We start from the raw sequence: 22,174 nt of genomic DNA on the forward strand, positions 1-22,174 counted from the left end.
GATTCCTGCAACAAATTTCAACAAATTATTTCTCGGGAAATTGGGGAATGTCGAAAAAGCGGGCGGACAAACGGCTGTCCGCCCCAGTCCGGTACTCCTTATTCGAAGGCTTTCAGCATTTCGGGATGGCCGGTCTCGGTATTGGAGATTGGAAAGGTTTCCTGCTTCGGTTTTTGCTTTGTTGCCTGTCCGGCTTTCTTTTTGACTTCGATGTACCGGATGTGCATGTCTTCCATTTCACTGATTGTAAATTCATATCCGCCGTATTCCAGCACATCGCCCTGTTTTGCCTCAAACTTTTCGGTTAGAATCCATCCGCCGATTGTGTCGATGTCTTCATCTGAAATATGGGTGCCAAGCAGGTCGTTTACTTCACTGATCAACACTTTTGAATCAATAATAAAGTGCCCGTCTGCGACTTTCCGGATCAGCGGCACTTCGTCCATGTCAAACTCATCACGGATTTCCCCGACAATTTCCTCCAAAATATCCTCGACTGTCACAATACCGCTTGTGCCGCCGTATTCGTCAATCAATACCGCCATATGGATGCGTTCTTTTTGCATCATAATTAAAAGTTCATTAATTGGGATGGTATCAATGACACGGATTATCGGACGGATATACGTTTCAAGCGGAGGAGGGGGTGTCTGTTTCCTGTGCAGCATATCAGTCAACACTTCTTTTAAATTAATGATCCCGATGATATGGTCTTTATCCCCGTCAATGACCGGATAGCGGGTGAACCGTTCTTCCTGTACGAGGTCCAGGAAAGTTTGGAGGGAGTCGTTTTTGGAAAGGGAAACAATCTCCGTCCTCGGCACCATGATTTCTTTCGCGATCCGATTATCAAACTCGAATATTTTATTCACATATTTAAACTCCGATTGATTGATCTCACCGTTTTTATAGCTTTCAGAAAGGATAATCCTCAGTTCCTCTTCCGTATGGGCAACATCATGCTGGGATGCGGGTTCCAGCCCGGCCGTTTTCGTGATCAGGCGTGCAGAGCTGTTCAACACCCATATGAACGGGTACATCAGCCGATGAAATAAAATTAACGGCCTTGCCGATAGAAACGCAATGGTTTCCGCTTTTTGGATCGCGATTGTTTTTGGCGAGAGTTCGCCGGCCACAACATGGGCAAAAGTGATCAGGGTAAAAGCGAAAATCACGGAAGCAACTGCTGCAAAAGACTGCGGCAATTGCAGCATCCCAAACACAGGGCCGATCAAATGCGAGACGGTTTCTTCTCCGATCCATCCGAGCAGAAGTGAAATGATGGTAATGCCCAACTGGCAGGTTGATAAATATTCATCAAGGTTTGTGATGATTTTTTTTACCGGAATCGCTCTTTTGTTTCCTTCTTCAATGAGTTGGTCAATCCGGGAACTTCTGATTTTTACGATTGCAAACTCTGAAGCTACAAAAAAAGCGGAAAGTGCGATTAAAATGAAAATCAGCACCAATTTAAATATGTCCAAATAAGTTTTCCTGCCCCATAAGGTGAACGAGGCAGGAGTCACCTCCTATAAGTGTACAATTTCATGCAATCCCAGTTTCAATGCCAAACCACTTCCTTGTTTAAAAGGGAGGAAAGTGATTGGATCAGGGCCAGGCTATCCCTCGATAGCCGGTTGCGCAATGTTTCTTTTTGCTCTTCCGGCAGTTTTTCCAAATTCGGAGTAAAATCTTTCAGTTCCATGTTGAGCTGCTGCAGCTGTTCGGAGAAGAGATTCAGTTGCTGTATCAGTGCATTTTCGCTTATTTCGCCGCTTTTTCTGTATTCCAGTTTTGTCCGGATCGCCTCAAGCGGAAGATGCCGTTTTTTGCACTCTTCTATAAATTTCAAGTCAGCGACGGCTTCCTGGTCATATATGCGGTAATTTGCACCTGTTCGTTTTGGTTTTAACAGCCCGAGCCGGGTATAATAGTCGATTGTCCGCTTTGAAACATTAGCTACGGATGCTAATTCCCCAATACGGTACACAACCCCATCGGATTTCACCTCATTCCCTGAAAAAAAGCATTCTCGTATTACGTATATTATAGATGAAAAAGACCGTACAGTCAAACGTTATGGTTAGAAATAAATTTAAATTAGAAAAATTCAATCTTATTTTAACATATGGCGGTTCCTTTCCCGCTATTCGTCTCGGTAACGGGGCGCGTAGCAGACAAAAAAGCCCCCCGTTTTACTGGGGGGCTACTTCCTGTTTTTTTGTGACGTCCACATAAAGAACGTGTGAACCTTCCATGTCTGCCACTTTAAACTCATACGATTGGAACGGAACGACATCGCCTTTTTTCAAATCATATTTCTGGGTCAGCAGCCATCCGCCGATCGTATCCACTTCTTCATCGGAAATTCCAATCGCCAAAAGATCATTCACATCTTCTATCAGGACTTTGGCATCCAAAATATAATGATTCTCCCCGACTTTTTGGATCAGCGGGACCTCATCCGTATCGAACTCGTCCCGGATCTCCCCGACAATTTCTTCCAGAATATCCTCTACGGTAATAATCCCGGCAGTGCCGCCATATTCATCCAATAAAACCGCCATATGGGTATTGTCTTTTTGCATGCGGGCAAGAATCCCTTGAATCGGGACGGTTTCGATCACATGGATAATTGGATTGATGTACGGATCAATCAACGCGTCTTTCCTCACCTCGGGGGCGGCAACATAATCGGTCAGCACTTCTTTCATGTTAATCACGCCTATGATGTTGTCTTTGTCCCCGTCCGTAACCGGGTATCTCGTATATTTTTCCTTTTGCGCAAGCTGGATGAGATCCTCAATCCGGTCACTTTTATCGACAGTGACCACCTCTGTGCGCGGCACCATAATTTCTTTGGCGATCCTGTTGTCGAATTCAAAAATATTGTTTACATATTTATATTCGGACTGGTTAATCTCGCCGCTTTTCAAACTTTCCGACAAGATGATGCGCAATTCTTCCTCAGAGTGGGTAATCTCGTGGTCGGAAGTGATATCATATCCGAGCGCTTTTGTGACAAACCGAGATGATTGGTTCAGCGTCCAGGTAAACGGAAACATCAGTTTGTTAAAAAAGATCAGCGGTTTCGCGACAAAAAGCACAATATCTTCCGCCTTTTGGATGGCAATATTTTTTGGCGCCAGTTCCCCGACAACGACGCTGAAAAACGTAATGATAAGAAAAGAAATAATAAATGTCACAACATGGCTTAATGTATGGGGCACATGCAGTTTATCCAGCAGCGGATTAAAAATTACGCGCAAAGTCGGTTCCCCAAGCCACCCAAGAACAAGGGAAATGACGGTGATGCCTAATTGCGTTGTAGATAGGTAGCTGTCCAGCTTTGTGATCACTTTTTTGGCGGAGGCTGCTTTTTTATTGCCTTCCGCTATCAGCTGGTCGATTCTTGATGTCCGTACTCTTACCAACGAAAATTCAGAAGCAACGAAAAAAGCATTTGCCCCTATTAATAATACGATTAAGATTAATTTGGTCGTCAGCATGGTTTGTCCTGCTCAAGAGGTGTAAAAATGCGGCGCCCGCTTTTACATTGCCCCTTATAACGGCAAGACACGCACCTCCTTAGGCAACAGAACTCTTTTCGAATAATGTTCCCGAAAATAGATATGAAAAACCGGCAAAACAGTTGGAAAGGAGACAAGGCGAAGCTTTTGAAACAGGGATGGCGCCTCTGACGGATTTTGCCGGCAACAGTAAACAAGTCCATATTTTTCGTCTTTCCTATACATTATTTTGAATGATTTTTCCATAAACTGCAAGCGCGACGGCCGGCCGGAAACCAGGCCTGTGAAACAAGTTAAAATGGTTTTTTATTGGTTGGAGATTCATTATAATTTTCAATGGTGGTTAAAGTATGGATAGGATCCAGATGAAATAAAAATCCAATTTTTTTGCCAAATTTGGTAAAATAAAATTATGGATAAATGAGGATTGCATTACTGGCGGGCTTTGTCCATGTTTTGCACAATCGGGGGTAAACATATTGAAAAACCATGGTGGCAACAGGGAGCTCATATATGTTCATGCGAATGAAGTGAATCATTATGTTTTAACGCACGGCATTTCTTTTTATGAATTTTATCATGCCTTCCCCAATTTAACGAATATCCTTCTTCTCCGGCATCAGTTTGATTTGGGTACTGTGAATTTACATACGTTGTTTGAATATGCCAATGAAGAAACCATCGGCCGCCTCGTTGAAGACGACATTTACAGCTATGGAGATTTCTGCTGGGTCGATTTTGAGGACGAAGAAGGTCTCGATCTGCTGGAAGGGTACGAAATTGCGGAATTGCTGTATTTAAGCCATATGAAGCATCATTTGCGCATGCCTTTTTACCGGAAACTGAACAACCATTTTGTGTATTTGTCCCAGGATGACGGTTATTACAGCAAGACATATTTCCGTTCTTTCCGCGATTTTTATGTGATGCTCGGTGATGTCATTGCGCAGCGGATCAATGAAATCAAAGGGGAAAAGCCGTTTTTGTTCGGGAGGAAAAAGCGGAAAGCGCTGCCCCGCGTCCCTTTGGAAGTGCTGCTGCCGCTTTCCGACAAAATGAAGGAAGGGCTTGTGATTTCCATGGAATATGCCGTGCAGACCCGGGCGCAAATCGAAATCCCGTTCTGGATGATCGGAGATTTTCATGATATGGATGAAATGCACGAAGAATACAAATCCATTTCCGGCACACCAACAGACGGAAAAATGGTCTACGACCGCAAAATGCAGGAATGGAAAGTATTGATACAATAAGAAAAGTGGAGGTGTCTTGCCAAGTGGCGTACGGACTTCCCGGCCTCTAACGAATATAAAGGAAACACGGGCGGGGGCCGGGCGTGTACAGGGAATAAGAAGGAAAATCGAATAGCCGGACAAAAGAAAAGCGGAGGACGTATACGCTTTCTTTTTGTGTTTTTCGGGAAAACTGTAAAAAAGGCATCGATATAATACACAAATTGTCCATTTTCCCATACAATAGGGAAGAAAATGAAACGGGCCAAAAATTTTAGTTTTGTCACACTCCGGAAACGTGAAAATGATAAAATAGAATTATTCCGTACTGATATGGAGGAGCACAATGAAAAAGAAAATTTGCTTATTGTACGGCGGAAAATCCGCTGAACACCAAGTGTCCTTGCAAACCGCGAAAGCAGTGATACAGGCCTTGGACCACCAAAAATACGACATTTACCCGATCTTCATCACAACAGAAGGGAATTGGATAAAAGGGCCGCTTTTAACAGGGCCGGTTGAAACAGTCAAACAGCTCGAATTCCATGGGGGAGAGAAGATGGCGCCAAATGCGCTGTCAACTTCTGTGTCAGAAGGGGAACAGGGCGGCTACGATGTCATTTTTCCACTGCTTCACGGGCCGAATGGGGAAGACGGAACCGTCCAGGGCATGCTCGAATTGCTGAATCTGCCTTATGTCGGAAACGGGGTGCTTGCCTCTTCGGCGGGAATGGATAAAGTGATCATGAAAAACTTGTTTGCGCAGGCCGGGCTTGATCAGGTCAAATATGTTTCTTTTATCCGCAGCATATGGGAAAAGAAACCGGAAGCGTGCTACCGTGAAGTGGAAGAGAAAACCGGATATCCTTGCTTTGTCAAGCCGGCCAATCTCGGTTCCAGCGTCGGCATCAGCAAATGCACGAATCGTGAAGAACTCGAAGCGGCTTTCAAAGAAGCTTTTCAGTATGACCGGAAAATCATCATAGAAGAAGGCGTCACGGCCCGTGAAATTGAATTGGGCGTCATTGGGAATGACGATCCGAAATGTTCGGTTGCCGGCGAAATTGTTTCTAAAAAAAATTTTTACGATTACAAAGCAAAATATGAAGACGGAGACACGGCGTTAATCATTCCGGCCGACATTTCCGAAGAAGTGTACAAAAAATTAACCGAGGCGGCCATTACCGCTTTTAAAGCGCTGGACTGCTCCGGGCTGGTACGCGCTGATTTCTTCGTAACGAAAGAAAACCGGGTAATGATCAATGAAGTCAACACGATGCCGGGATTTACGCCGTTCAGTATGTTCCCGCTTTTGTGGAAGCACTCGGGCCTCGATTATCCGCAATTGATCGAAAAACTCATTGAGCTGGCGCTTGAACGGCATGCGGAAAAACAGCAGATTAAATACACATTGTAACATCAATGGAACCATGGCAGCATGGTTCCCGTTCTGTTTTTAGGCGAAAGAAGGAGGAATCAAACAGGATGATCAGGCGGACAATCCGGGAAATTACCGGCATGATCCATGTTGAGAATCAAGAAGCACTGAAAAACAACGAAACGCTTGTACAAGGCGTTTGCATCGATACACGCAAGATCGAAAAAGGCAATTTATACGTGCCGCTGCGGGGACGAAATGCGGACGGGCACAAGTTTGTCAAAGATGCAATCCGAAAAGGCGCAGCTGCATCGCTCTGGCAAAAAGACATGCCGGATCCGCCGGCGCATCTTCCGCTCATCATTGTGGAAGACGTTGAGAAAAGCTTGCAGGAACTGGCGGCAAGTTACCGCCGGCAATTACGGGCCAAAGTGGTCGGCATTACAGGCAGCAACGGCAAGACAACGACAAAAGATATGGTCGCGTCTGTTTTGGCTCAAAAATATAAAGTGCAAAAAACCGAAGGGAATTTTAACAACCATCAGGGCCTGCCTTTAACGATCCTGTCTTTGGATGAGGATACCGAAATGGCTGTTGTGGAAATGGGCATGAGTGCAAAAGGGGAAATTTCTCTTTTGACACATATTGCCCGCCCGGATGCAGCCATTATTACGAATATCGGCGAGGCCCATATCCAAAATCTCGGTTCGCGGGAGGCCATTGCCGATGCGAAGCTTGAGATTGCGGAAGGCCTGCCAGAAAACGGCCTCCTGATTTATATGGGTGATGAGCCGCTTTTACAAGAACGTGTACCGAAGCTTGCGGGGATCCGGACAACAACGTTCGGAAAGGGGGTTGCGAACGATCTTTATCCGATCGGAATCAGACGGGAAGACGCCGGAAGCACATTTCGGACAAATGCCTCCGGAGACACGGAATTTTATCTGCCTGTATTGGGCGAATATAACGTGATCAATTCTCTTGCTGCCATCCTAGCGGGCCGCGAGTTCGGAATGGGCTTCGGGGCAATCCACGAAGGCCTGCAGAAAACGAGGCTCACGGCAATGCGGATGGAAATGGCAGAAGGGATAAAGGGTTCGAAAGTCATCAATGATGCGTATAATGCCAGCCCGACATCGATGCGTGCCGCCATCCAGCTCATTGAACAATTTGAAGGGGCGGGGCGGAGAATCCTGGTACTCGGCGATATGCTGGAACTTGGGGAAAGGGAAGCGGAATTTCACAAGGAAGTCGGCCGCGAGTTAAACCCCGGGAAAATTGATCTTGTCTTTACATACGGAAAATTGGGCAGACATATCGCGGAAGCCGCTAATTTTCCGGACGGGCGTGTCTTTCCATTTGAAGACAAGGAGGAAATGATTGCCGTTTTGAAAGATAAAATTGAAGTAAATGATCTGATTTTGGTAAAAGCTTCCCGGGGTATGCAGCTTGAGGAAGTTGTAAAAGCCATTACGGCTTGATCAAGGGAAAGGGCTGTTTTTGCATGGGCAGCCCTTTTTCTTAAGATATTTTTGTTCAAGCATTTGACTTTTTTGTACTTTATAAAAACCGATTTGTCAAGCGCACTGCCCAAAAGGGGTCCTAAGAGGGCTTATAAAGACCGATTTGTTCATTTTATACATCCCGAAAAGGTCATGGGTCGCATCAATCGTTTTCTAAAAACAATACCGGAATGTTTTTAAGAATATGAAAGGGGCTGCTCCAATCATATTTCAGGAACAGCCCCCCTCGTTTATTTCTCCATATAATAAATCCCGGCTTCGTATGGGCGGAACAGTGTGCTGCTTTCCGTATCGTCATAGTTTCCAAGCAGCAATTTCCAGTTCCCCTCCGGTTTTTCAAAGCTTACCGTATTCTCGCTGATATTGGCGGCAACGAGTAATTTCTCTGACCCATTTTCCCGTGTATACACGTACAAATGCGGATGGTCCGGCAGCAGCAGTTCATACCGGCCGTCGACAAACACATCGTATGTATGGCGCAGCTTGATCAGAGATTGATAGTAATAAAAGATCGAGTTCGGATCTGCGAGTGCTTTTGCCACGTTAATTTCCGGGTAGCGCGAATTCACCTTCAGCCACGGCGTTCCGGTTGTAAAGCCGGCGTTCGGGCTGTCGTCCCACTGCATCGGCGTCCGCGCATTGTCTCGCCCTTTTTTCCGGACGGCTGTTAAAAACTCGTCTTCCGTCATGATTTGATTTTCCAAAACGAGTTCTTTGTAGGCGTTCCGGATTTCGACATCGTCATATTCTTCCAGTTTTAAATCAGCGTTCACCATCCCGATCTCTTCACCCTGGTAAACATAAGGCGTTCCTTTTAACCCGTGCAAAATCGTGGCAAACGCTTTGGCGCACTCAACGCGGTATTTTGTATCATTTCCCCACCGCGACACGACACGCGCCTGGTCGTGGTTTTCAAAATACAGCGCGTTCCAGCCGGTATCCGAAAGTGCATACTGCCAGCGGGAGAGCGTTTGCTTTAATTCAACAAGATTAAAAGGTTTCAAGGCCCATTTGCCGGCCGGGCTGCCCGGTTTTGTATCGGCATCCATATGTTCAAAGTTGAAAATCATGTTCAGTTCATGGCGGTCGGCACCGGTATACTTTTTGGCGATCTCAACATCGGATCCGATCGCTTCACCGACAGTCATGCAGTCGTATTTCGACAGCACTTCGCGGTTCATTTCCTGGATGAATTCATGGAGGCGCGGACCGTTTGCATGGTACTTGCCGATGCCGTATTTTTGGCCTTTAGGGAGCTCGTAGTCCGGGAAATCCAGGAATTTCGATATGGAACCGATGACATCCATACGCCAGCCGTCCACGCCTTTGTCCATCCAAAACTTCATCATATCATAAACTTCTTTGCGCACTTTTTCGTTTTCCCAGTTTAAATCGGGCTGTTTCTTTGTAAAATAGTGCAGGTAGTACTGCCCGGTTTTTTCATCATATTCCCAGGCCGAGCCGGAAAACATTGACCCCCAGTTATTCGGCGGCGCGCCGTCCGGATTCGGTTCTTTCCAGAAATAAAAGTCGCGGTACGGGTTATCTTTTGATTTCCGGCTTTCGACAAACCAGGCATGTTCGTCGGATGTATGGTTGACGACGAGGTCCATCACAATTTTAATGCCGCGCGCGTGTGCCTCGGCAAGCAGCCGGTCCATGTCTTCGTTTGTCCCGAACATTTTGTCGATCTTACGGTAGTCGCGGATGTCGTAGCCATTGTCGTCGTGCGGGGAGTCGTACACCGGGCTGATCCAAATGCAGTCAATCCCAAGTTCTTTTAAATAATCCAGCTTTTCAATAATCCCCTGCAAATCGCCGATTCCGTCGCCGTTTGTATCATAGAAGCTGCGTGGGTAGATTTGGTATACAACTGCCTGTTTCCACCATTCTGTCATGACCACTCATACTCCTTCGTGTACGTATTTGTTAAATGGATGAATTCTCCATATAACTTCAGTTCGAGCGGTTCCCCCTCAAGTAATGAAACCGATACGTGCTTTTTGTTCACTTTTACTTCCAGCAGGCGGTGGCGGTAATTGATTTTAAACGCGTACTCGTCCCATTCTTTCGGCAAAAACGGCGCGAAAGACAAGGTTTCATGGAATGTGCGCATGCCGGCGAAACCATGGACAATCGCAAGCCAGCTTCCGGTCATCGACGTAATATGCAGCCCGTCTTCTGTGTCATGATTATAGTTATCCAAATCAAGACGGGATGTCCGTTTATACAGTTCCACCGCTTTGTCCTCTTTCCTGAGTTCGGCCGCCAAAATGGCATGGACGCAAGGGGAAAGACTCGATTCATGGACGGTTAACGGTTCGTAAAATTCAAAGTGGCGCCGCTTTTCTTCCATTGTAAACTCATCATTGAAGAAATAAAAGCCTTGCAGCACGTCAGCCTGCTTGATGTAGCAGGAGCGCAGGATACGGTCCCATGACCAATGCTGGTTGAGCGGCAGATCTTCTTTCGGAATGGCGCTGACCGGTTGGATCGGTTTATCCAAAAAACCATCTTGCTGCAGGAAAATTCCGAGTTTTTCATCGTACGGAAAATACATCCGGTCAATGATATCCTGCCAATGCGCCAGTTCCTCTTCCGTAATATTGAGCGCTTTTGCTTTTTCATTGCCGGCATCATCGAGGGAGGCGATTGTATATTTCAGCGTCCAGACCGCGATCCGGTTTGTGTACCAGTTGTTGTTCACGTTGTTTTCATATTCATTCGGGCCGGTCACGCCGTGGATCATGTATTTTTGCTTCCGTTCCGAGAAATGGACGCGGTCGGCAAAAAACCGGCTGATCCCGACAAGGACATCAATGCCGTACTGGCTGATGTATTCCTTGTCTCCGGTATAATTGACATAATTATAAATCGCATACGCAATGGCGCCGTTGCGGTGGATTTCTTCAAATGTAATTTCCCATTCGTTATGACATTCGATCCCGGTGAACGTCACCATTGGATATAAAGCACCTTTGAGCCCGAGTTTTTTCGCGTTTTCGTACGCCTGCGGGAGCTGATGATACCGGTAGAGCAGCAGATTCCTAGTGACTTGCGGCGGCGCGACGGAGAGATACATCGGCACGGCATACGCTTCCGTATCCCAATAGGTAGCGCCCCCGTATTTTTCACCTGTAAAACCTTTCGGGCCGATGTTTAAGCGCGGATCGTCCCCGTAATAGGTCGAGAAAAGCTGGAACAGGTTGAAGCGGATGCCTTGCTGGGCTTCCGGGTCCCCGGAAATGCGAACATCGGCTTTTTCCCACCGTTTCTGCCATGCTGCCGCATGTTCCTGGAACAGTTCATCGTATCCGCTCTCCAATGCCTCGCCGAGCAATTCGTAAGCACGGGGCAGCAGCGTATCTTTTTCATAGTCCCGGCTTGTAGTGACGGACACGATTTTATCTAAACCGAAAGACTCATTTTCCCCCAGCTCTTTTTCATACACCTGCTCCGCGTAAAGGGGTTCCGCTTTATGGGAAGTCCGGGTTGCTCCCGTTTGACAGCCCATTGCCGCCGCAACGGTAAAGCGCGGGATGCCAAACGGGTTTTCAATCGTTTCGGTGACAACGGCAGCCCGCTTCTCGTCCACCTCGGAATGGATTTCCGCCCAAAACATATCGTCATAATTCGCGTCTTCATTTTTTACGTTTCCGTCCAAATACGGCATCAGTGTGATGACAGCCGGTTTTCCGAGATTGGTTGCGCGGAACCGGATGGCGGCAATTTCTTTATGAACGATGCTGAAAAAACGTTCAAATTCGATTTTTACTTTTTTGCCGGACTTTTCGACAATGTAGGAATGACGCAAAACTGCTTTTTTCATATCGAGTTCAAGCTGAAATTGTTCGAGCGGGTCGAGAAACAGGTCGATTTCTTCTTTGTCAATCCAAACGCGCAAGCCGACAAGATTGATGGTGTTGATGACTTTGCCGAAGTAATCCGGATAGCCGATTTTCCACCAACCGACTCTTGTTTTATCTGGAAACCACACCCCTGCAATATAAGTGCCCTGGTGATGGCAGCCGGAATAGGACTCTTCGAAATTGCCGCGCATGCCCATATAGCCGTTCCCTAAAGAGGTGATACTTTCCTGCAGCCGGATATGTTCCCGGTGGAGCTGCGTTGTTTTTAATGTCCATTCATCTACATCGAAAAGCTGGTTGTAATACATATGAGAGCCTCCTTATCAACATCTTATTAATCCAAATTCTCTTCTGCCAGAAACTTTGTTTTGAAAAAGATAAAAGCAATGACAAGAACAATCCCTAAAGATTGGATCATCAACAGCGCTGTAATATTGGCGCCTGCAAAACCGGCAAGCATGGCTGCAATCGAAGGGATGCCTGCTGCAAATACTGTTATGGATGCGGCCTGTTTCAATGTCCGGATGCCGGAAAAACTCGAAAATTTCGTCATCCACAGAATGAGGGAAACCGCCCCCATCAAAATAAAATTGCTGAAGAAAAGCATGGCCAAAATCAAACATGAAACAAGCGGAACCAGGATGACTTTATACTGCCGGAACCAGAGTTCTGCTGCAAAAGCGGCAAGGCCGTTCCCGTTGCGGATCATTTTATCAGCCTGGCCGTCCGGATAACGTACTGAAAAGCCAAACCCGTTTTCATCGGCCAGGATCAGCCGGTGTTTTTGAAAAATTAGGGCGTTTTTGTAATGCGCTACTTTCTTATGATAACGATCCCCTGAAACGGCAATTGCCTTGTTTGGACCAATGGTGATGATCGTATTTCCGTGGGCCGTTTCATAGGCCGGTTCGGCTTGAAGGGCGCCGTTTTTGAAAGAAATGCCGACAGCCGGGCCGGTATAACCGGTCTGGACTGCCTGGTTTAAATGCGGCGCAATTCGGCTTAAATCGAAGCTTTCCGCTCGGGCAAAAGACAGCGAGAACGGAGCGACCAGGCAGGCGTTTAAGAAGAGAAACACGAGCGTGATTTTCAACCAGCCCAGCTCGCCCCTGTGCTGAAACATTTTTGCCGGTGAAAAAATATTTGCAAAATAGTTGGCAGGGAATCTTTGAATCTGTTCCATTTACAATCCCACACTTTATTAAAATATTCATCAAGGCACAGCCATTACCCTTTTGTGCCGCCCGAAGTCAGCCCGGACACAAAGTTTTTCTGCAGGAAGAAAAACAAGATACAAATCGGCAGGGCAGCTAAAATGGCGCCTGCGGCAAACAGTGCCACTTTTTGCTGTGTCGGATTGGAAATAAATTGCTGCAGGCCGACCGCAACCGTTAAATGTTCCGGCATCCGCAGTAAAAATTTTGCCAGCAGGTAATCCCCGAAAGGCCCCATGAATGCCCAAAGCGCCTGGACGGCGAGCATCGGTTTCACGAGCGGGAGCACGATTTGCCAGAACACCCTTAAATGCCCGGCGCCGTCGATCCTTGCCGATTCATCCAAATCGCGCGGCACGGTATCGAAATATCCTTTCATCAGCCATGTATTCATCGGGATCCCGCCGCCGACATAAAGCAGGGTTAAAAACCAATAAGTATCCAGCGCATTTAAAATGTTTGCCAACACATAGAATGCAGTTAACGCGGCCATTGTCGGGACCATTTGGATGATCAGGAAAAAGACTAAGCTGTATTTTCTGCCTTTAAAGCGGTAGCGGCTGTAAGTATAACCGGCAAGCGTTACGATCACGACTTGCAGTACCATTGTGGCCACCGCGATAATGAGCGTATTTTTATACCATTCCGGATATAGCGTGTTCGTAAACAGCTGGCGGAAATTATCCAGCGTCCAGTTGGAATGTAAATCCAACTGGAAAGAAACGATATTCGATTCTTTGAAAGCCGAGGAAGCGGTGATCAGCAATGGATAAATGATGATCACGCTTAAAAGGATTAAAAACGCATAAGTGAAAAACCGGTTCCAAAAGCGGGTAAATTTTTGGTTTTTCATTAATTCTTTCATGTTACATCATCTCCTCATTGCCAAATGCGTTCGTTTTCTTAAAAGCGATCAGGGAGACAGCAATTACGATGAACGAAATCATTAACGTAATTGCGGCTGCCATGGCATATTGCGGAGAGGTGCCGGTTGTCAGTTTATAAATCCAGGAGATTAAAATATCGGTTGACCCGGCACCTGCGCCGACACTGCCCGGTCCGCCATTATTAAAGAGATAGATAATAGAGAAGTTATTAAAATTAAAAGTGTACTGGGTAATCAGGACCGGCGCGGTTGCAAAAAGGATCATCGGCAACGTAATCCTCCGGAACTTTTGCCAGAAGTTTGCGCCGTCAATCCGTGCCGCTTCATATAAATCCCCCGGTATCGACTGCAAAACGCCCGTAACCATCACATAAATATACGGGAAGCCGAGCCATGTCTGGATCATGATTAGAGCCACTTTCGTCCAAAACGGATCTGTTTTCCAGGAAATGGCGGGAATATCTGTAAACAGCAGGTGGTTGATCGTTGGAATGACCTGAGCATTAATGGCGCCGATGCTGTCGTTAAAAATATTGGAAAAACTCATGATGGTAATGAATGCCGGTACGGCCCACGGCAGTAAAAAGATGACCCGGAACAACCTTTTTCCTTTAATGAAATCCTGGTTGACAACAATCGCTGTCAATATGCCGAGCACGATCTGGCCGGTTGTGGCGCATAAAGTCCAAATGATTGTCCAGCTGAGCACACTTGTAAAAGTTGCGCGGTAGGAACCGAGAGAAAAAATATTTAAGAAGTTTTTTAGGCCGACCCAGTCAATCAGCCGAAATGGCGGAATATGATAAAAATCGTAGTTGGTAAAAGCTGTGAATAAAGTCACAAGTACGGGAAAAATGATGACAAACGTCATGGCGACATATGCCGGAATCGTTAATAAATAAGGGAAACCCGCTTCCCAAGCATTTTTTAAAATGGCGAGGGCCGAGGTGTTGGCTGTTCCTTTCATGTTCCATATTGCGGCGACGCGCCGGGCGTCATATATGTTCAATAAATAAAATGCAAGAAATACCAAAATCAAAATAATTTGCAGGGAACCTTTAATGAGCAGAAACAGCGAATGGTCCACCCGCGGCGTTGACCCTAATGTGATAAAACCGGTTAAAGCAGGAATGCCGGCAACGGCCATTTGGAAGGCACATAGGAGAAATATTGCCAGGAAGAGTATGCCTTTAAAGGGCTGCCTATTGTAAAACTGGCCAAGGCCTGGAATCAGGGAATATAAGCCGGCTTTACGAACATTCTGCAGCTTATTTTCTTGGATTTCCATTTATTGTTGCCTCATTTCTATATTGATCTTCGTTATTTTGAAAACCAGGTGGAGAAAAATCCCCACCTAGAAATGGATTGTGGTTTTTACTTATTAGAATACTTCTGGGCAATATTGTCTTTAATGGTTTTAACGGCTGCATCGGCTGCCTGTTTCGGTGTTTTCTTGCCGACAGCGGCGTCATACATTGTCGATTCCATGCCAGTCCAAACTTCGGCCATTTCCGGGATATTTGGCATCGGCTGGGCCGATTTATATTGTTCGGCGACTGCTTTTGCCAATTCGTTATTTGTGCTTGCTGCTTTTTCGCGTGCCGTTGGATTTGCCGGAATTTCATTATATTTTTCAAAGAACTTGTAGTCGTTTTCGGCATTCGTTACATATTTGATCCATTTTTCCGCCAGTTTCGGTTCTTTTGTATAGTTGGAAGCCACCCATCCTTTTCCGCCGCCGAATGCTTGATATTCTTTGCCGTTTGGAAGCGTCGGGATCGGCGCTACCCCGTAATTCACTTTTGCTTTCGTGTAATTGGCCGCCGACCATGGTCCGTCAATAACAGCTGCCGCTTTTCCTTTAGAGAATTCTTCCGTTACAAAGTCGCCGGAGCTTTTGGTGTCTTTCATACCCTTAGGCCAAATATCCTGGAACCAGTGTGTCGCGTAGGTGATGGCTTTCACGGAACCTTCATTATTTAAGCCGATATCTTTTGTATTCGTACCGTTATCCCCGAAGACATAACCGCCGTAACCCGCCAACAGTCCGTATGCATAGTAGAAATCCGTCCATTTCACAAGAAATCCGGTATTTTTTCCTGGTTCGGATTTAAAAGCATATTTGCTGTCTTTTGCCAGTTTTTCGAGGTCAGAAAAAGTTTTTGGAGGAGAAGAGATTAGATCTTTATTGTAATAGAGTACGAGCGTTTCGATGACAAACGGCACGCCGTATACTTTGTTATCGATGGTGACTTGGCGCTGGTCTTTTGCGTCAAATGCACTGACATCTTTTTTGCTGAGCTCAAGCAGATGCCCCTGCTGGCCGAGCCCGCCGATCCGGTCATAAGAAGCGAGCATGACATCCGGCGCTTTTCCTGCCGGGCCGTCGAGCGGAAGTGCTTCGAGCTGGTCAAACATCGGCTTTTTCACGACTTTTACAGTGACATTGTTTTGTTTTTCAAAATCTCCTTTAATACTGTTAATATAGTCTGCGTATTGGTCTTCAACGGAAACAGTGAGCGTCTTTTTGCCGCCGCTGTCTGAAGAGGAACTGCTGTTTGTTTTTTTCGATCCTCCGCATGCGGCCAGCGCCATGATGACGCCAAAAACAAGTGTGAGCACAAACAGCTTCTTTAACACTTTCACTTTCTTAACCTCCCTTTTTTTATTACAACCCCATTATAGTTGACGTAAGAAAACGTTTACAATGCTAATTTTTCTGTTACCGTTAACAAAATATATGAACCCCTGCCAACGGACCGGGCAGGGGCAGGGAGGAGAGATTAATCAGATATTTCCAAAATCGTGAATTGCATAGGAGGGAGCACAAGTGCGCTGGCTTGAACCGGTTTGTTTTCCCAAATGTTTTTGGCGGAATCCGAATTTTTTACCTTCAGATCGTCCCACGGAATGGACTGTTCCGCATCCGACCGGTTAAAGGCAAACAGCAGCGTGCGGTTTTTGTCTTTCCGCAAGAAGCAGACAACTTGTTTATCGTTGTCGGTTTTCAGCCAGATCAAATCGCCGTATGTCAATGTCGGCTGATAGTCTTTGCGGAACCGGATCAGTTTTTTTGTAAAGGCAAGCATATCGCGGTCCTGTTTATCTTCTTCCCACACCATGCATTTCCGGCAGAGTGGGTCGCCGCCGCCGTCAATCCCGACTTCCGTGCCGTAATAAATGCACGGAGATCCGGCATGCGCGAACGTAAAAGCAAGGGCAAGCTTTACTTTTTGTTTATCGCCGCCGCATTTTGTCAAAATCCTCGGCGTGTCGTGGCTGTCGAGCATATTGAACAGGACTTCGTTGTTCGACTGCATATAATGCATAAAATGCTGATTGATGCTATGCATCATTTTTTCGGCAGATATTTTTTCATCCACAAAATATTCAATGATCGTCTGCGTGAACGGATAATTCATGACTGAATGGAACTCGTCGCCCAAAAGCCACGGCCATGAATCATGCCATATTTCGCCGAGAATAAAAATATCCGGTTTTTCTTTCACGACCGCATGACGGAATTTTTTCCAGAATGTATGGTCGACTTCATTGGCCACATCAAGGCGCCAGCCGTCAATATCAAATTCGCGGATCCAATAGGTGGCGATATCAAGCAGATATTTTTGCACTTCCGGGTTGGCCGTATTGAGCTTCGGCATGCTCGTTGTAAAAGCAAACGTATCGAAGGACAGCGTATCGTGCCCGTCGATATTGCCGTTCTCTCCTTCGCGGACCGGGAAAGAGTGGATGTGGAACCAGTCCTTGTAGCGGGAGTTTTCCCCGTTTTCCAGCACATCCTGCCATTGATTCGAGTTTTTCCCGATATGATTGAAAACGGCATCGAGCATAATCCGGATCCCGCGTTTGTGCGCTTTTTCTACAAGCTTGCGGAATGTTTCCTTGTCTCCGAAATGCGGGTCAATTGTAAAGTAGTCAAACGTATCATATTTATGGTTGGACGGCGCTTCAAAGATCGGCGTCAAATAAATTCCGTTAATGCCAAGGTTGCTCAAATAATCCAAATGGTCGATAATCCCCTGCAAGTCCCCGCCGAAAAAGTCATTTACGCCAGGTTCTTTACTTCCCCACGGCAAGACATTTTTGGGGGAGATGTCCGGGTTCCCGTTTGCAAACCGTTCCGGGAAAATTTGGTACCAAACGGTCGACTTCACCCAGTCCGGCGCCTTGAACATATCCGTTTCATGCATAAACGGAAATTTAAAATAATAATCGGGTACATTCAGTGTATCTTCATTCGGCGGATAAAAGCCGCGGCCGCCGTAAAAAATGTCTTTGCCGTCCGTTCCGGTGAGTAAAAAGGCGTACTGCACGCGGCGGTGCGGCGGTTTTACTTCCGCAAACCAGTAATCATGTGCTTCTGTTTCGACAACTTTTTTCATTCCAAGGCGTTCGGACTGCCAGCGATATTCCCCGTCTTTATTTTTTTTGAATAAGTAAGGATCGCCCCAAACGAGCAGAACGTTGGCAATGTCCCCTTTTTTCGTGCGCAGCTTAAGATGCATCGTTTCCTTGTCGTATACATACGCATCTGTGAACGGCTGGTGAAAAATTCCCGCTAACTCCATGTTTGTTCCTCCTCGTTTTGGTTGTTGTTTTTGAAGCAAAACAAAACATTCATAAGGCAGCAGCACCAGTTTGCTTGGAATTTCAGCTTGGTAGCCGTTATTATTGAGCAGGCATTCCCATTTAAAACGGGCCAGCTCCGGACAGGTGAAAGTTTGCCGCTTTTTTGATGTGTTGCAGACCACCATTGCACGCCTGCCTTTATACGTGCGCAAATAAGCATAAATATTCGGATCATTCCCGGCCAGCGTTTCCCAACTGCCGGCTGTAAAAACGGTCATTGATTTTTTCAATTTCAGCAACTTCCGGTAATAATACAGGACGGAATCCGTGTCTTTTTCCTGTGAGGCAACGTTGACGGTGCGGTAATCTTCATTGATGCCAAGCCATGGAGCATATGTAGAAAAGCCGCCGTGTGGTTCACTGTTCCATTGCATCGCACCCCTTGATGTATCTTTTGAGCGCTTTTGCACCATTTGTAAAATTTCCGCTTCTGTATAGCCGGCTTTGTTGGCAACCGGAATGAGCCCCCGGATGCTTGGGTCTTCATAGTCTTCGAGGCGCGGCAGTTTCAAATTCACCAAGCCGATTTCTTCGCCTTGCAGCAAAATCGGCACGCCCCACTGCAAATACATTAAAGTGGCGAGCATTTTCGCGCTTTTTTCCCGGTACCGACCTTTATCCCCGAAGCGCGACAAGAGCCGCGGCATATCATGATTATTCCAGTAGAGTGAATTCAATCCCTTTCTGTATAAATCTTTCTGCCACTTCGCCATTACCTTTTTGAAAGCAAGCAAATCCCATTTTCCCTGCTGCCAGTTTTGCGGGATGTTTGGATTTTTTGCTTCCGTGTCAAACCCTAAATAATGAAAGGTGATGATGGCATCGCATTCTTCACGGCTTGGGTCGGAATACAGCCGGGCGAGCTTTGTGTCGGCGGAGGCCGTTTCCCCGATTAAAAACGCATCGGGATACGCTTTTTTAATCGTACGGTTGAATTCACGGATATACTCATGGACACGCGGGAGGTTGGCGAAATATTGTTCGGCGGGTACAAATTTTTCATCCGCATTTTCGGTGTTGACAGAAAGGAAACGGGTGTCTTTCGCCATATGAATGACCGCATCAAGCCGGAACCCGTCAATGCCTTTATCCAACCAGTACAGGGCGATTTTGGCCATTTCTTCGCGCACTTTTTTGTTTTCCCAGTTCAGGTCCGGCATCGTGTCACTGAATAAATGAAAATAATACTGTCTGGTCTGTTCATCATATGACCACGTGCTTCCGCCAAAGAAACTTGCCCAATTCGTCGGTTCATGGCCGTCCACTGGATCATGCCAAATATAATAATCCCTGTACGGATTGTCCTTGCTTTTCCGTGCAGCTTCAAACCACGGATGACAGTCCGATGTATGGTTCAGCACAAGGTCCAAAATGATCTTCAACCCGCGTTTTTTCGCTTCTCTGATTAAGTTTTCAACGTCTTCCATCGTACCGAATACAGGGTCAATTTTTCTGTAGTTGCTGACATCGTATCCGTTGTCGACGTGCGGCGACTCGAAAATCGGATTCAGCCAGATGGCCGTCACCCCGAGATCGCGGATATAATCAAGTTTCTCTACGATCCCCGGGATATCGCCGATCCCGTCCCCGTTCGAATCTTTAAAACTGCGCGGATAAACCTGGTAAATGATTGCTTTTTTCCACCACGCATCTGCCAAAGCCACTCACCTCCAATTTACTCTATCCCCTTTCAACGTACCATCACCCCTTCACGAAGAACAAATTTTTTATCAATGTTAACGTTAACAAAATAGAAAAAGCAGAGGGCGCATCGCTCAGTGGCATACGGGGTTCATAGTCTTCGGCCGGGATAAAGGAAACACGACGGGGAAGTGGGCTGGAGACGGGCAAGAAATCCGCTGGCCCGGGCCTGCAATTGAGCGAAGATGCCTTGTTCGTAGGAATAAAAAAAGAAGCAGCCTGTTTTAGAGACTGCTCTATTCATGGACTGTTGACGGACGGATGAGCAGTTCGGGTTCGAAAAACTGGTGCCCCTGCGCCTTGCCGTTTTCCCGGATTTTTTTCAAAAGCATGCGTGCGCAGGCTTCCCCCATTTCAACAACCGGCTGGCGCACTGTTGTAATACGGGGTGAAGAAATCCGGTCAAGAAAAACGCCGTCAAATCCCGTAACCGCGACCTGTCTGGGAATCAGTAATTGCAACGACTGCGCGGCTCTGATCACCCCCAGTGCAATCCGGTCACTCGCACAGATAAATGCACATTTTTCATTCCAATTGGACAAGATTTCTTTCGCTTTTTTCTGGGCTGCGCTCGAGCTGTTTTTGATCCTGTACAAATGCCGCGGTAATCCGTATGATTCAACAGTGTCCAAATAACCTTTCTGCCTTGCAAACATGAAAGATTCTTGCAGATCAATTCCGAAAAAATAGATTTTTTCAAACCCCAGGTTGATCACGTGCTCGGTCAAAAGCCGCGTCCCTTTTTCATTGTTCACATCAATAAAATCAAAACCCCTGTCATTTTGACCGAACAAAATAAGCGGCTTCGAGAATTCTTTTAAGATCGTATCGTAATCGTAACTGCGGACGCCTGTGGCAATCACGCCGTCGCATTGGCCGATATCCTTCGATTTTCGCGTAACAAGCTGGAGCGAATAGTGGTTCCGCTCCAATTCCTTGGCAATGCCGGCCAATAAGTTCATATAATAAGGTTCGGTCGTATCCATTTCTTCTAAAATCAGGAACTTGATCACCTGGGTGCGGTTTGACACCAGGGCGCGCGCCGCATAATTCGGCACGTAATTTAACTGTTCCATCGCTTCATAAACCAATTTTTTTAAATCATCGGTGACCTGTTCGGGGTGGTTAATGACCCGCGATACAGTCATTTTTGAAACATGTGCCCGTTTGGCTACATCAGATATGGTAACCATACACGCTCATTCCTTGTTTTTTAAAAGATATGCGCTTTCAATTTTTATAAACGAAAGCTTTTGTGTTCCTTCTACCCGGAGATCTGCCTCCTTCATTTTATCAGCTGTGCCGATACCGACAGCAAACATTCCAGCCGCTTTAATGGCCTGAATGCCCGCTTCCGCATCTTCAATCCCGACGCACGAGGCAGATTCGGCATGAAGCTGGCGGGCAGCTGCTAGAAAGATTTCCGGATCCGGCTTTCCGTGCTCAATCGTAGCTGCATCTACAATGCCGTCGAAAAAGGAAGTAATGCCCAGTTTTTCGAGCACGACCATTGCATTTTTACTTGCGGAGGCCAGCCCGATTTTAATCCCTTTTTGTTTAATTTCCTCCATTAAATCTGTAATGCCCGGCAGCAAATCATCAGGGGTAATTTGTTGGATGTATTCTTTATAGTATTCATTTTTACGGTCCGCCAACCGGTTGAGTTCATCTTCTGAAAAAGACGGGGCCGGCTGTGCGCGGCTGATGATTTTCTTTAAAGAATCCATGCGGCTGACGCCTTTGAGCGCTTCGTTGAAATTGCGGTTAAACGGAATATTTAGCTCATCGGCCAGCTTCTTCCATGCTAGGTAATGGTATTCTGCAGTATCTGTTATGACGCCATCCAAATCGAAAATAACGGCCTGAATGTGTGAAGCTGCCATTTGATTTTCCTCCAAATCTTGTAATTTACTTTATTTATAGTATACGGGATTTAAAATCAGAAAACTATTAAACTAATTTGAAAAGTCCGTGTTTCATTCACTAAAACCAGACAGACGGATGAAATGTTTGAAAAATCTTTTCACAAAAAAATCGTTGACACCAGAATCAAAAGTTGATAGATTAATAAATGACGCTGCTAAACAAGGGTTAACAAGCAGTGGGTGACAAAAAAGTTGTTGACAGTGTTTTGTTGTTATGATAAAATGAATTTCGCTGTCGCAACGAGACGGCGAATGATTGATCCTTA

At 46.2% G+C, this 22,174-nt stretch carries 16 protein-coding genes and 1 pseudogene; 3 read left to right on the forward strand and 14 right to left on the reverse strand.

What is annotated here, in order from left to right:
- Window positions 1-98: 98 nt before the first annotated feature.
- From BpJC4_RS14190 to BpJC4_RS14200, 3 genes are all read right to left on the reverse strand, one after another.
- The gene (locus BpJC4_RS14190; protein WP_151698089.1) at window positions 99-1,484 is read right to left on the reverse strand and encodes a hemolysin family protein; all 1,386 of its coding nucleotides are present in this window, start codon (window positions 1,482-1,484) and stop codon (window positions 99-101) included.
- 77 nt (window positions 1,485-1,561) lie between these two features.
- Window positions 1,562-1,990 (reverse strand): MerR family transcriptional regulator, encoded by a 429-nt coding sequence (locus BpJC4_RS14195; RefSeq protein WP_151680122.1) that lies wholly within the window; start codon window positions 1,988-1,990, stop codon window positions 1,562-1,564.
- A 205-nt stretch (window positions 1,991-2,195) separates the two neighbouring features.
- On the reverse strand, window positions 2,196-3,509 hold the full coding sequence (locus BpJC4_RS14200) for a hemolysin family protein (RefSeq protein ID WP_151680061.1): 1,314 nt from the start codon (window positions 3,507-3,509) through the stop codon (window positions 2,196-2,198).
- A 500-nt stretch (window positions 3,510-4,009) separates the two neighbouring features.
- Between BpJC4_RS14200 and BpJC4_RS14205 the strand changes: the two genes are divergently transcribed.
- The 3 genes from BpJC4_RS14205 (at window position 4,010) to BpJC4_RS14215 (ending at window position 7,621) form a co-directional block, all read left to right on the forward strand.
- Window positions 4,010-4,783: a hypothetical protein gene (locus BpJC4_RS14205; RefSeq protein ID WP_151680060.1), complete on the forward strand. Its 774-nt coding sequence runs from the start codon at window positions 4,010-4,012 to the stop codon at window positions 4,781-4,783.
- A gap of 325 nt (window positions 4,784-5,108) precedes the next feature.
- Window positions 5,109-6,179 (forward strand): D-alanine--D-alanine ligase, encoded by a 1,071-nt coding sequence (locus BpJC4_RS14210; RefSeq protein WP_151680059.1) that lies wholly within the window; start codon window positions 5,109-5,111, stop codon window positions 6,177-6,179.
- Between the two features lie 68 nt (window positions 6,180-6,247).
- The gene (locus BpJC4_RS14215; protein ID WP_151698090.1) at window positions 6,248-7,621 is read left to right on the forward strand and encodes a UDP-N-acetylmuramoyl-tripeptide--D-alanyl-D-alanine ligase; all 1,374 of its coding nucleotides are present in this window, start codon (window positions 6,248-6,250) and stop codon (window positions 7,619-7,621) included.
- 272 nt (window positions 7,622-7,893) lie between these two features.
- Here the strand turns inward: BpJC4_RS14215 and BpJC4_RS14220 are convergent, their stop codons facing one another.
- From BpJC4_RS14220 to BpJC4_RS16400, 11 genes and pseudogenes are all read right to left on the reverse strand, one after another.
- A complete protein-coding gene (locus tag BpJC4_RS14220; RefSeq protein WP_151680057.1) occupies window positions 7,894-9,561 on the reverse strand; it encodes a glycoside hydrolase family 13 protein in 1,668 nt (555 codons plus the stop codon).
- Window positions 9,558-11,840, reverse strand: a complete 2,283-nt coding sequence (gene mdxK, locus BpJC4_RS14225) for a maltose phosphorylase MdxK (RefSeq protein WP_151698091.1) — start codon at window positions 11,838-11,840, stop codon at window positions 9,558-9,560. The genes BpJC4_RS14220 and mdxK overlap by 4 nt, the downstream gene beginning before the upstream one ends.
- 26 nt (window positions 11,841-11,866) lie before the next feature.
- Window positions 11,867-12,715: a DUF1189 domain-containing protein gene (locus BpJC4_RS14230; protein ID WP_151680055.1), complete on the reverse strand. Its 849-nt coding sequence runs from the start codon at window positions 12,713-12,715 to the stop codon at window positions 11,867-11,869.
- Between the two features lie 44 nt (window positions 12,716-12,759).
- Window positions 12,760-13,611, reverse strand: coding sequence for a sugar ABC transporter permease (locus tag BpJC4_RS14235; RefSeq protein WP_151680054.1), 852 nt, complete (start codon window positions 13,609-13,611; stop codon window positions 12,760-12,762).
- Window position 13,612: 1 nt separating this feature from the next.
- Entirely contained in the window at window positions 13,613-14,920 is a 1,308-nt protein-coding gene (locus BpJC4_RS14240; protein ID WP_151698092.1) for a sugar ABC transporter permease, read from the reverse strand.
- Between the two features lie 86 nt (window positions 14,921-15,006).
- Window positions 15,007-16,278 (reverse strand): extracellular solute-binding protein, encoded by a 1,272-nt coding sequence (locus BpJC4_RS14245; protein WP_151698093.1) that lies wholly within the window; start codon window positions 16,276-16,278, stop codon window positions 15,007-15,009.
- A gap of 137 nt (window positions 16,279-16,415) precedes the next feature.
- Window positions 16,416-18,221 carry an alpha-glycosidase gene (locus tag BpJC4_RS14250; protein ID WP_151698096.1) on the reverse strand — a complete coding sequence of 602 codons (1,806 nt, stop codon included), beginning with the start codon at window positions 18,219-18,221 and terminating at the stop codon, window positions 16,416-16,418.
- Between the two features lie 39 nt (window positions 18,222-18,260).
- Window positions 18,261-19,946 (reverse strand): annotated as a pseudogene (locus tag BpJC4_RS14255) (glycoside hydrolase family 13 protein); the annotation flags it as partial.
- A 273-nt stretch (window positions 19,947-20,219) separates the two neighbouring features.
- The gene (locus tag BpJC4_RS14260; protein ID WP_151698094.1) at window positions 20,220-21,176 is read right to left on the reverse strand and encodes a LacI family DNA-binding transcriptional regulator; all 957 of its coding nucleotides are present in this window, start codon (window positions 21,174-21,176) and stop codon (window positions 20,220-20,222) included.
- Window positions 21,177-21,182: 6 nt separating this feature from the next.
- A complete protein-coding gene (gene pgmB / locus BpJC4_RS14265; protein WP_151698095.1) occupies window positions 21,183-21,866 on the reverse strand; it encodes a beta-phosphoglucomutase in 684 nt (227 codons plus the stop codon).
- A gap of 93 nt (window positions 21,867-21,959) precedes the next feature.
- Window positions 21,960-22,174: hypothetical protein (locus BpJC4_RS16400; protein ID WP_216643736.1), on the reverse strand; the 215-nt coding region annotated here is incomplete at its 5' end.

Origin of the sequence: Weizmannia acidilactici, assembly GCF_008974185.1 — a bacterium.
Lineage (GTDB): Bacteria > Bacillota > Bacilli > Bacillales > Bacillaceae_C > Weizmannia > Weizmannia acidilactici.

What these genes read in the sequence shown, in the direction of transcription:
- BpJC4_RS14200 (WP_151680061.1), bottom strand. Translation starts at nt 3,509, where the DNA reads ATGCTGACGACCAAATTAATCTTAATCGTATTATTAATAGGGGCAAAT.
- BpJC4_RS14210 (WP_151680059.1), top strand. Translation starts at nt 5,109, where the DNA reads ATGAAAAAGAAAATTTGCTTATTGTACGGCGGAAAATCCGCTGAACAC.
- BpJC4_RS14215 (WP_151698090.1), top strand. Translation starts at nt 6,248, where the DNA reads ATGATCAGGCGGACAATCCGGGAAATTACCGGCATGATCCATGTTGAG.
- BpJC4_RS14220 (WP_151680057.1), bottom strand. Translation starts at nt 9,561, where the DNA reads ATGACAGAATGGTGGAAACAGGCAGTTGTATACCAAATCTACCCACGC.
- mdxK (WP_151698091.1), bottom strand. Translation starts at nt 11,840, where the DNA reads ATGTATTACAACCAGCTTTTCGATGTAGATGAATGGACATTAAAAACA.
- BpJC4_RS14230 (WP_151680055.1), bottom strand. Translation starts at nt 12,715, where the DNA reads ATGGAACAGATTCAAAGATTCCCTGCCAACTATTTTGCAAATATTTTT.
- BpJC4_RS14235 (WP_151680054.1), bottom strand. Translation starts at nt 13,611, where the DNA reads ATGAAAGAATTAATGAAAAACCAAAAATTTACCCGCTTTTGGAACCGG.
- BpJC4_RS14240 (WP_151698092.1), bottom strand. Translation starts at nt 14,920, where the DNA reads ATGGAAATCCAAGAAAATAAGCTGCAGAATGTTCGTAAAGCCGGCTTA.
- BpJC4_RS14250 (WP_151698096.1), bottom strand. Translation starts at nt 18,221, where the DNA reads ATGGAGTTAGCGGGAATTTTTCACCAGCCGTTCACAGATGCGTATGTA.
- BpJC4_RS14260 (WP_151698094.1), bottom strand. Translation starts at nt 21,176, where the DNA reads ATGGTTACCATATCTGATGTAGCCAAACGGGCACATGTTTCAAAAATG.
- pgmB (WP_151698095.1), bottom strand. Translation starts at nt 21,866, where the DNA reads ATGGCAGCTTCACACATTCAGGCCGTTATTTTCGATTTGGATGGCGTC.